10 protein-coding genes are annotated in these 11,202 nt (G+C 34.0%); 5 read left to right on the plus strand and 5 right to left on the minus strand.

Translation table 11 applies throughout. From position 1 onward, the window contains the following. Positions 1-18: 18 nt before the first annotated feature. From gyrB to dnaA, 5 genes are all read right to left on the minus strand, one after another. Positions 19-1,968: a DNA topoisomerase (ATP-hydrolyzing) subunit B gene (gene gyrB / locus ABF682_RS00475; protein ID WP_289978847.1), complete on the minus strand. Its 1,950-nt coding sequence runs from the start codon at positions 1,966-1,968 to the stop codon at positions 19-21. Positions 1,969-2,007: 39 nt separating this feature from the next. Beyond that, complete coding sequence (recF, locus tag ABF682_RS00480; RefSeq protein ID WP_415618653.1) at positions 2,008-3,132, minus strand: DNA replication/repair protein RecF; 1,125 nt, start codon at positions 3,130-3,132, stop codon at positions 2,008-2,010. 3 nt (positions 3,133-3,135) lie between these two features. Then, on the minus strand, positions 3,136-3,363 hold the full coding sequence (gene yaaA, locus ABF682_RS00485; RefSeq protein ID WP_289978842.1) for a S4 domain-containing protein YaaA: 228 nt from the start codon (positions 3,361-3,363) through the stop codon (positions 3,136-3,138). Positions 3,364-3,611: 248 nt separating this feature from the next. Next, complete coding sequence (gene dnaN / locus ABF682_RS00490) at positions 3,612-4,751, minus strand: DNA polymerase III subunit beta (RefSeq protein WP_289978838.1); 1,140 nt, start codon at positions 4,749-4,751, stop codon at positions 3,612-3,614. 167 nt (positions 4,752-4,918) lie between these two features. Next, entirely contained in the window at positions 4,919-6,274 is a 1,356-nt protein-coding gene (gene dnaA, locus ABF682_RS00495; protein ID WP_289978836.1) for a chromosomal replication initiator protein DnaA, read from the minus strand. A 508-nt stretch (positions 6,275-6,782) separates the two neighbouring features. Here dnaA and rpmH point away from each other — a divergent pair. The 5 genes from rpmH (at position 6,783) to ABF682_RS00520 (ending at position 11,094) form a co-directional block, all read left to right on the plus strand. After that, the gene (gene rpmH / locus ABF682_RS00500) at positions 6,783-6,917 is read left to right on the plus strand and encodes a 50S ribosomal protein L34 (protein WP_289978833.1); all 135 of its coding nucleotides are present in this window, start codon (positions 6,783-6,785) and stop codon (positions 6,915-6,917) included. Positions 6,918-6,981: 64 nt separating this feature from the next. After that, a complete protein-coding gene (gene rnpA, locus ABF682_RS00505) occupies positions 6,982-7,323 on the plus strand; it encodes a ribonuclease P protein component (protein WP_289978832.1) in 342 nt (113 codons plus the stop codon). Positions 7,324-7,346: 23 nt separating this feature from the next. Further along, positions 7,347-8,180 (plus strand): membrane protein insertase YidC, encoded by an 834-nt coding sequence (gene yidC / locus ABF682_RS00510; RefSeq protein ID WP_289978829.1) that lies wholly within the window; start codon positions 7,347-7,349, stop codon positions 8,178-8,180. Positions 8,181-8,471: 291 nt separating this feature from the next. Further along, a complete protein-coding gene (locus ABF682_RS00515; RefSeq protein ID WP_415618654.1) occupies positions 8,472-10,466 on the plus strand; it encodes a DUF1430 domain-containing protein in 1,995 nt (664 codons plus the stop codon). Positions 10,467-10,470: 4 nt separating this feature from the next. Beyond that, positions 10,471-11,094 carry an ATP-binding cassette domain-containing protein gene (locus ABF682_RS00520; protein WP_415618655.1) on the plus strand — a complete coding sequence of 208 codons (624 nt, stop codon included), beginning with the start codon at positions 10,471-10,473 and terminating at the stop codon, positions 11,092-11,094. The last annotated feature ends 108 nt before the right edge of the window (positions 11,095-11,202 follow it).

Consider the following 11,202-nt stretch of genomic DNA (forward strand, 5'->3'; position numbering starts at 1 on the left):
ATATTTCCTCGGAAATATCTATACATCCAAGTTATCAACAAAGGTTGCATTCGCTTCAATAAATTCACGTCTTGGCTCAACCTTGTCACCCATCAACATTTCAAATACTCCATTTGCTTCTTCCGCGTCCTCGAGTCTAACTCTTAGCAAACGTCTATTTTCTGGATCCATGGTTGTTTCCCATAGTTGCTCAGCATCCATTTCACCCAAACCTTTATATCGTTGAATAGTTGGTTTTGGTGATGGTTGCAACTGTCCTAAGACCTCATCAAGTTCAGTATCAGTGTCAATATACCTAATCAATTTTCCTTGTCGTACTTGGTATAGTGGTGGCTGGGCAATATAAACGAATCCTTTATCAATCATCGGTCTCATAAATCTGTAGAAGAGTGTTAATAACAACGTACGGATATGCGCACCATCAACATCGGCATCTGTCATTATTATTAATTTATGATAGTTAGCTTTTTCAACATTGAATTCCTGACCAAAGCCCGTTCCCAAAGCTGTAAATAGTGATCTAATTTCTTCATTGGCTAATATTCTATCCAATGTTGCCTTTTCAACATTCAAAATCTTACCCCTGATAGGTAAAATTGCTTGGGTTAATCTTGAACGCCCTTGTTTTGCTGAACCACCAGCAGAGTCTCCCTCGACGATAAATAATTCTGAGATTTCAGGATCTTTGCTTGTATTATCAGCTAACTTTCCAGGTAAATTACTAATTTCCAGACCATTCTTTTTTCTAGTTACTTCACGTGCACGTTTTGCTGCAATTCTTGCTTTAGATGCTAGTAAACCCTTATCTACAACTTTTCTAGCGATTGTTGGATTCTCCATCATGAATTTAGAAAAATGTTCAGCAAACATTCTATCCGTGACTGTTCTTGCATCTGAATTACCTAATTTTGTTTTTGTTTGTCCTTCAAATTGTGGATCTGGATGCTTAATGCTGACGACTGCTGTTATACCTTCACGCACATCTTCACCAGAAAGGTTGTCTTCATTTTCTTTTATCCTTCCGCTCTTATGTGCATAATCATTAATCACTCTAGTCAGTGCAGTCTTAAATCCAGCTTCATGAGTTCCACCTTCATATGTGTGAATATTATTAGCAAATGTCATTAAATTAGAATGAAAATCATCAGTATATTGCAGAGCGACTTCAACCGTTATTCCCTTTTGCTCGCCTTCTACATAAATAGGCTCTTCAAATAAGACTTCCTTTCCTTTATTAAGAAATTCAACATAATGCTTAATCCCACCGATATAATGAAATTCTTTTGTTTTGGGCCTTTCATCGCGATTATCTGTAATCGTAATTTTTAGTCCTTTGTTTAGAAATGCAAGTTCTCTTATTCTTGTAGTTAATATTTTGATATCATAAACGGTCGTCTCTACAAAGATATCTGGATCTGGTAGGAAATGAACCTTTGTCCCATGCTCATGTTCACCACATTCGCCAATGATTTTCATCTCGTGACTTACTTTTCCACGTTTAAAATCGATTGCATAAATCTTACCATTTTTCTTAACTTCAACATTAAGATTTGTAGATAAAGCATTTACGACGGAAGCTCCAACACCATGAAGTCCACCTGAAACTTTGTAACCACCACCGCCAAATTTTCCACCAGCATGTAGAATTGTAAAGACCGTTTCAAGCGCTGGTCTGCCTGTTTTTGTCTGGATATCTACTGGTATCCCTCTACCATTATCTGTGACAGTTATACTGTTATCCTTCTCAATAGTTACATTAATTTCATCTGCAAATCCTGCCAACGCCTCATCAATACCATTATCAATGATTTCCCATACTAGATGATGCAGTCCTTGTGAACTTGTTGTTCCGATATACATTCCCGGACGCTTTCTCACAGCTTCAAGTCCTTCAAGCACTTGAATCTGACTCGCATCATATTCTTGCGCGCGTGCTTCTTTGGCTTCTATTATTTCCTTATCTGTCAACTTTAATCCCCTCCAACTTTTAATCCATAAAAAATATTATTATTTATATTCTTCCGCTTCTATAGTTCCAGCACTTATTCTAAATATTTTAGGATCTTTTATTAATCTTTTTGTCACTTCACTCATACTAGGTGTTGTTAAGAATGTCTGAACTCTTTCTTGGATTGCTCGTAATAATTGTGTTTGTCGAGCTCCATCGAGTTCCGACAAAACGTCATCCAACAATAAAATCGGATATTCACCTGTTTCATTTTTCATTAAATCAATTTCTGCTAATTTTACAGCTAACGCAGTCGTTCTTTGCTGTCCTTGCGAGCCAAAAATCTGAACATTTTTTTTATTGATTAAAAATTGAACATCATCTCTATGCGGTCCGTACAGTGTCGACCCTTGAAATATTTCTTTGTTTTGATTATTCTGATAAATTTTTTTTAAGTCAACGTATAATTGCTTAACATCTTTTTCATAAATATTTTCAACGCTAGTATCATACTTGAAGTTAAGTTCTTCTTTTTGCTCCGTTATCTGTGCTTGAACATCTTGAGCATATTTCTCAAGTTCACTTAAAAAAGTAATTCGTTTTGCAATAATCTCTGCTCCAAATGCTGCAATCTGATCAGAAAGGACTTCCAGTAAGACTAAATCTTTGGTCTGCTTTAATTGAAGTTGTTTTAAATAATGATTTCTTTGTTTTAAAAGTACGCGATACTGGCTCAAATTATATAAATAATGCGGATCAATTTGTCCGAATTCCATATCAATAAATTTTCGTCTAACTGCTGGTGCCCCCTTGACGAGCGCTAGGTCTTCAGGAGCAAATAAAATAACATTCATTTGACCAATATATTGCGACAACTTTGCTTGCTCCAGATGATTTACTTTTGCTTTTTTACCCTTTTTACCTAAAAAAAGTTCGAGCTTCAATTTGCTTAGCTTTCGTTCCAATGTTCCTTGAATTGAGGCTTCTTCTTTGGTGAAATTCACTAATTCACGCTCATTATTTGTACGATGACTCCTTGCCATTGCTAAAACATAGATTGCCTCAAGCAGATTTGTTTTTCCCTGCGCATTTTCACCAATCAATATATTAATTTGCGGTGAAAACTCCAAACTAATATCATAATAGTTGCGAAAATTTTTCAGTGTTAATTCTTTTAAATACATAGGCTACCTAGCCTGTTTCGAACGCATTAAAAATTTCCCTATTGTGGGGATATTTACTTGATCACCCGCATAAAGTTTTCGACCTCTTCGATTATCCTGTTCACCATTAACCCAAACTTCATTTTCTTGCAAAAACCATTTTGCTTGTCCGCCAGAATCAATTATTGCAGCAATTTTTAGCATTTGCCCCAAAGTAATATACTCAGTTTTTAGAAGAATCTCATTATCCAACAACTTTCACCAACTTCCTCATTTAACTTCAATTATAAACTTTTTTAAAGCAAATAACAATCATACAAGGGCCTATTATCCGATATAAGCTATTTTAAGGTCTGTTAATATAAAGAGACTAGACACAGCTTAAAACCCACAGATTTGTATTTTTTGGCCTTTTAAGACTATTTTAAACAAAATAAAAAGAAATGAGCCGTAAACTCATTTCTTTTCTGTAATTTAGTATGAAAATTTATTCAACTTTTCTAATATGTTCTAACAGGAGTAATTAACTGGATAAAATGTTCTTGATCTTCACTAGGTACTAATGTGAACGGTCGTAAAGGAGCCGTAAATGAAATTGTAATTGTACTTTGTCCAAAAGATCTCAAAGCATCTTTCATGTAATCAGGATTGAATGAGATCTCAATATTATTTCCTGTTAATTTTTGAAATTTTAATTCTTCCTCAACATTACCTATTTCAGGTGAATTACTATAGATTGTTGCCTGTTGCTTTTCAGTATCTAATGCTAATTTTACAATATTATTTTGACCTGCATGAGATAGTAGTGAAGCTCTTTCGATTGATGCAAGAAATTCGCTTGTATTAAAACCAATTTCAGTTTCGGAATCTTTTGGAAGTAAGCGATCTGTATCAGGGTAATTTCCTTCAAGTAATCTTGAATAAAAAATTGTGTTGTTGAACTCAAATAATATTTGATTTTCAGAGATTCTTACTTCAACTTGAGTTACATCTTCCCCAATCATTTTTGATAGTTCACTAAGAGACTTTCCTGGAACAATGATGTTATACGATACATCATCTGCAACTGTTATTGTAATTTTGCGTTGACTAAGGCGGTGACTATCTGTTGCAACTGCAGATAACTGGTTGTTTTTGATGGTTAAATGAACTCCTGTAAGAATTGGCCGACTTTCTTGAGTTGAAACTGCAATTACAGTCTGTCCTATTATCTGCTTTAAGACGTCACTTTCAAGATTCAAAGTATTTTCTGCTGTAATTTCTGGTAAATGAGGATAATTTTCTGCATTTAGCCCCTTAATTGAAAATGATGCAGATCCTGATAGGATTTCTGTCTGATAATTCTCGGTTACTTCCAAAGTTAGTGTATCTTCAGGAAGTTTTTTAATAATTTCACTAAATATTCTTGCAGCTAAGATAACTTGCCCAGGTTCTTCAACTTGTAGTTGTGCCTGATCATCTTCGGCAGGAATAAATGTTTCAATCGAAATATCCGCATCACTACCTGTAAGCGTTAATCCCTTTGCTTCTAAATTTAATTTTATCCCTTTCAGTATAGGAATAGTTGTTTTTGTAGAGATTGCTCTTTGAACATCTGTCAGACTTTTGATGAACGCAAGTCTATTTATTGTGAATTTCATGAAGTGCCTCCTAAGTGTATATATATTAATTATAAAGTAAATAGTAATAGTAGTAGGGCCTGTTGATTCTGTGGAAAACTAGAGAAAGACTTGGAATTTAAAAGATATGCACATGTGTATATCTTGTGTATAAGTACGCTTTTTGTTCACAGTAATTCACAGCGTACCTATTTTTTTAATTTGCTTTTCAAGTCATTAACTTCCCGTTGCAATTCTGAATCAGTATTTAATGCACCTGCAATTTTTTCATGTGCGTGAATTACTGTTGTATGATCTTTTCCTCCAAATTCATGGCCAATTTTGGGCAAGGAAGCATCTGTGAGTTCTCGTGCAAGGTACATTGCTATTTGGCGTGGAATTACAATATTTTTAACTCTTTTCTTTCCTTTTAAATCACTGATAGTGATGTGATAGTACTTAGCTACTTTGTCTTGGATTACTGAGATTGAAATTTCAGTTGATTTTCCATTAAGTTTTAAATTCTTTAAGGCATCTGCTGCCAAACTAGTGGAGATGGGAAGGTGGGTCATTGAAGCGTAGGCCTGTACCCGCACTAAGGCACCTTCTAGTTCACGAATGTTTGAGTCAATTTGTCCCGCTATATAGCTTAGTGTATCGTCAGGAATATCTAAATCGTCAGCATCGGCTTTGTTGCGTAAAATTGCAATTCTGGTTTCAAGGTCAGGTGGGGTTATATCAACCGATAATCCCCATTTAAAGCGTGATACAAGTCTTTTTTGCAGTTTAGGAATTTCATTGGGTAAGCGATCTGATGAAAGAACAATTTGCTTTTTATCATCATATAATGCATTGAAAGTATGGAAAAATTCTTCTTGGGTTCCTTCTTTATCAGCAAAAAATTGGATATCATCTACTAAAAGTAAATCAACGCTGCGATATTCTTTGCGAAATTCTTCTTGACGTTTTGTTTGAATTGAGTTGATGAAATCATTAGCGAAAGCTTCACTGGTAACGTATTTGACTGTTGCTTGCGGGTTATTAGTCAACATTTGGTGACCAATTGCGTGCATTAAATGGGTTTTACCTAAACCAACACCTCCAAAGAAGAAAAGAGGATTGTATAAGGCTCCAGGCTCTTCTGCAACTACTAGTGCTGCGGCGTGTGCCATTTGATTACCTTTTCCGATAACGAATGTATTAAAAGTATACTTTTCATTTAGTTTGGTCTCGCGCATAAAAGTTGGGCGCGAATCAACTAACTTAGTATTTTTTTTTGTTCTATTACTAGAAAAGCCGGAAGAAAGCGGATTAGGTTCTTCAGGTAACTTGGCAATCACTGTAATTGTTTGATTGATTGAATCAGCAACAAGGGCGACAACTTGTTTGCTTAGATTTGCTTTCCAATAATCTTTATGTAAGGCAGTCGGGACTTCAATAACAAGTGTTTGAGATGAAAAAGCAATTGGCTTAACGGCTTTAAGCCAGGTATTATAGCTGATTGTAGATAATTTTGTTTTGAATTCATCACAAATGTATTGCCATAGGGTTTCAAGATCGGGCACGTAGATACCTCCTTTATTGTAACGTTCATTATAATAGTCTAGCATTTTTTCTAAAAGTTTTCCACAGGTATGTATAAAAGAAATAAACAAAAAGCACAGGTTGTAAATTAATTATCCACAGGGTAAAAAAAGAAGTACGGATAGTAATTAATTTTTCAACTTATCCACAGCTGATTTGCAAAGCAGAAGTGCTATTAAATAAGGGTAAAAAATAGTTTTCCACAACTCGAAGTTTGTTTGTGGACAAATTAGTAACACCCTGTGAATTGGTGTAGAAGCTTGTTAAGTGTTTTGTGGAAATAAAAAAAGTAAAAAGAGAAATCCACAGGAGATAAGCACTTTTTAACTTTTTTGTGGATAACTTTGCAGGTTGTTTTTTTATTTACTTTAATCCGTAGATAATCTATGATAAAATATCTTGCGTAGATAAGGACTTGACAAAAGCTTGTTTTTTTAGTAAAATTTTCGTTATCATTGTTAAGTGTCTATCAAGGAGGTGGAAAATCCAATGAAGAGAACATATCAACCTAAGAAACGTCATCGACAAAGAGTGCATGGCTTCCGTAAACGTATGAGTACAAGTAACGGTCGCTCTGTTTTAGCACGTAGACGTCGTAAAGGTAGAAAAGTATTGTCTGCATAGGCCACTGACCGTCAGTGGTCTTTTATTTTGATGTAGATTTTTATACGACACATGGAGATGGATTATGCGAAAATCATACCGTGTCAAAAAGGAAGCAGATTTTCAAAAAGTATTCATGCAAGGAAAGTCTTGTGCGAATAGACAATTTGTTGTTTATGTAATTGATAAACCAGATCAGTTACATTTTAGGGTAGGGATATCTGTAGGGAAGAGAATTGGGAATTCAGTAGCACGTAATTGGGTTAAGCGAAGAATTAGGCAGAGTTTAACAGAACTAAAACCTAATTTACGGCAGGATTGTGACTTTATAATTATTGCTCGTCCACCAATTTCAGGCGTGTCAATGGCTGATACCAAGAAAAACTTAATACATGTCCTACGCCTGGCTCATGTTTTGCTGAAATAAGCTTGTGAAGTGAGGGGAATGTAGTGAAAAAAACAAAACGTATTCTCACACTATTATGTGTTGTGGGACTAGTTTTTATTTTAAGTGGTTGTAGTACGTCAACAGTAACTCAGAATAGCTCTGGCATATGGGATCATTACATAATTTGGAGCTTTGTCCAAGCAATCATGTTTTTAAGTAAGGTTTTTGGCAATAGTTACGGTTTAGGCATAATTTTGTTTACAATCATTATTCGTGTCATTCTTTTGCCTCTTATGTTTTATCAGATGAAAAGCATGAGAAAAACAACAGAGTTACAACCCCAGTTGAAAGCACTGCAAGGTAAATATTCCGCAAAGGATACGGAAACGCAGAATAAGTTACGTGCAGAGCAACAAAAACTATATGCTGAAGCTGGTGTTAATCCTGTTGCTGGTTGTCTACCAATGGTAATCCAGATGCCTATCTTAATTGCTTTATATCAGGCTATTTTGAGATCTGAAGTTTTGAAGAGTGGTACATTTTTATGGATGAAACTTGGAGATAAGGATCCATATTTTGTTTTACCTATCTTGGCTGCAATCTTTACATTTTTAACTTCTAAGCTGAGTGTGATGTCACAGCCAGAACAAAATGGGATGACGACTGCAATGACATATGGGATGCCGATATTTATCTTAGTAACTGCAATCTCCTTACCATCAGCATTATCGCTTTATTGGGTGATAGGAAATGCCTTTTCGGCAGGACAGACACTGTTAATAAGTAATCCATTTAAAATTAATCGTGAGCGTGAAGAAAAGAAAAAAGTTGAAAAAGATAAAAAGAGAGTTATAGCAAAAGCAAAGCGAAGAGCATATAAAAGTAAAAGAAAATAAAATTGGTCAGTTTTGAGTAATTGCAAAATTATTCATAAGCTTTAAAATCAGGAAAGAAGCTCATAATTATTGGACGAATAAGTCTAGCAATTATGAGCTTTTTTGTATCTTGATTATTTTGAATTAAAAATCAAATATCTTTACTGTTCAGTTGTTGATTGTATATCAAGGTAGTCTAATAGTTTTTAGTGTTATATAATTAAAATTAAAAATAAAAATATATTCTTATTTTTTTGATTTTGAGATATACTAAAATAATTATCGCCAATGATAACTCTGGGAGGATTTGTATTGAAGAGAACGAGGCATGTTGTAGTAAGTTTTGTGAGTATAATTTGTTTACTTGTGCTTTTTGCATTTATACGTTCACTAGGAACAACTTATATTGAATCAAGCCATACATCTTATGAAATTAATGGGATGAAAAATGGTCTCAACTCTACTAAGTTCAATCAAGCAATTAATAGTTATACGAAAAAACATAAGATCTCAGCTATTAAGGTTTTTAGTGTACCGATTGTAGATGGTGGAAATGATACAAGTACCAGGATGTATGTATATGGGGAAAAAAGAAGGCTTCCAGCAGGAACTAAAGCAACAAAGAATGAATTCATGACTAGTGATATTAGATACCCGTTGTATTTTATTGGTCATACAAACAGTTCCTCAATTGAAAAAATGTTTAAGAAAAATGGAATTCAATATGAAAAAGTTAATGAGAGTTGGAACTGGGGAATTCTAAATTTTCTAGAGATCAATCAAGTCTTTAATTTAATATTACTAACGTTTTTAATACTAGGTATAGTTTTATTACTGGCAAATTTAAGAGAATTAAAGAAAATAAATATTAGAAGTCTTTTAGGAATGTCAAACTTTGAAGATGCATTCCGTAGTTTTTTATCGGATCAAAGCTATTTTGTGAGTGTTTATTTAATTGGTTTGATGATACTAGCACTATATATGCAGTTAAGTGGATTTACAAATACGTACCACATAATGTTATATTTTGCGTTCGTATTATACGTAATTGCAGCAGTAGTAATGATCTTTGTAGCAGTAATTAGGGCAAGGATTCATTCAAGACAGACGATTGTTAATGCTATTAAAGGCGATATGCGGAGTCAAATGTCATTCTATATTAATATGGCAATCAAAATTGTTATTGAAGTTTTTGTTTGTGTAGCTTTTGTCTCATTACTTGGTACCTTAAAACAAGATCGTCAATTAAAAGACCAGCTATCAATTTGGACGAAAGGGAAGACTTATTATACTGTTAATTTAGCCTCGATACAGAGTACAGCTGAGGAAACAAAGCGATTAAATCACAAAGCAGCAATCTTCTTTAATTACTTAGAAAACCATGGGGGAATGTTAGCTAATTATCAAGGTTGGAGCAGTAATCAGGGTAATGTTTCAGATTTGTTTAGTGGGCATGTTTTGAGTGTGAATGCCAATTATTTAAAGGTAAATCATGTTATTGATCCAGATGGAAATCAGGTGATTTTACCAAAAGACACGCAGACAACTTATGTTCTCATTCCTACCGATCAGTATGTTGGACGGCAGCAAATTTTAAAATCATACCGTGAATACTTGTGGCTTAATAGTGCTGAGAAAAAGATGGGCGTAAAATTACATATTAAAGCAATTGAAATTAAAAAAGGACAGCAGCTTTTTACCTATAGTACAGCGGCACTAGATCTAGGTTATTATGAAGGAACTGTCAATTCGGCAGTTGTAGCGGTGTTATCAAATGAATCTCTAGGTGGAACAAGTCAAAAGAATGTGGACGCAAATAGTGTTTGGTTAACATATCTTTCTAATGAGGCTTTTCTTAGTCCGAGTGTTTCAACGATTCAAAAGGGAATGAAATTTGCCAGAATAACAAATTATATAGGCAGCATAATTAATACGAAAAGTTATGCAATGAAGCAACTAGCGACAGTTCAGAATAACTTGCGACTTTTAGTAACGGTCTTTGGAATTGCGTTATCAATAGTAGTGATTGAGAATATAGCGCTAAACAGTGTCTATTTTAGCAATAATCGCAAGAAAATCGCCATTCAAAGATTGTTAGGAACGCACTTTTTAAAAATATTTAGAAAGTTTATTTTCTTAATATTTGTAATGAGCCTCGTTGAAGCAGGCATAGTTTTACTGATTACTAAAGATCAAACAGTTGCATTGGCACTTTTCGGACTTTCAAATTTTGATGAATTTATATTATTAAGAATTCAAAGCAGGCGTTTAAATAAGAAAATATCCAGTGTAATAAAGGGGGAATAGAAGAGTGGAACATTCTTTAAGAATTAAAAATGCAAAAAAGGTATTTGATGACTATGTTGTATTTAATAATGTAAACTATACTTTTGAGTCTGGGAAAATGTATGCATTAGTTGGACCATCCGGTGGTGGAAAAACAACGTTATTAAATAGCATCGGACGATTGAATAATTTATCAGCCGGAACAATTACATTGGATGATAAAAATATTAACACGATAAATATTTTAGACTATTATCGAAAAATTATCGGCTATTTATTTCAAAACTATGCATTAGTTGATGAAGACAATGTCATGCAGAATCTAAATATTGTAAAAAAATATAAACTTTCAGAATTACAGAAACATCTTGAAAAATACGGTCTTACTGATAGGTATCTAAAAAGAAAGGTTTATACGTTATCAGGTGGAGAAACACAAAGGGTTGCTTTAACGAGACTTAGTCTACAAAATCCTTCAATTATATTGGCTGATGAGCCGACAGGTGCATTGGACAATCTAAATCGGCAATTAGTTTTAACTAGTCTGCAAGAAATGGCAAATGCTGGGAAAATAGTAATAGTTGCGACACATGATGATGTTGTAAAAGATTACGTCGATGAACAGGTTAATATCTTGGACTTTAAATAAAGAAGAGATGGAGTGTGAATGGCTTATCTCTAAAATATTAGATGTAGGTACTATGTAATTTGAACAGAAAACAATATTAAGTGAATCCAAAAAAGGTGCTAGATCAAA

This window comes from Liquorilactobacillus sp. (assembly GCF_047719775.1).
Taxonomy (GTDB): domain Bacteria; phylum Bacillota; class Bacilli; order Lactobacillales; family Lactobacillaceae; genus Liquorilactobacillus.

Coding starts and splice junctions, on each gene's coding strand:
- recF (WP_415618653.1), bottom strand. CDS start 3,132: ATGTATTTAAAAGAATTAACACTGAAAAATTTTCGCAACTATTATGAT.
- dnaN (WP_289978838.1), bottom strand. CDS start 4,751: ATGAAATTCACAATAAATAGACTTGCGTTCATCAAAAGTCTGACAGAT.
- rpmH (WP_289978833.1), top strand. CDS start 6,783: ATGAAGAGAACATATCAACCTAAGAAACGTCATCGACAAAGAGTGCAT.
- rnpA (WP_289978832.1), top strand. CDS start 6,982: ATGCGAAAATCATACCGTGTCAAAAAGGAAGCAGATTTTCAAAAAGTA.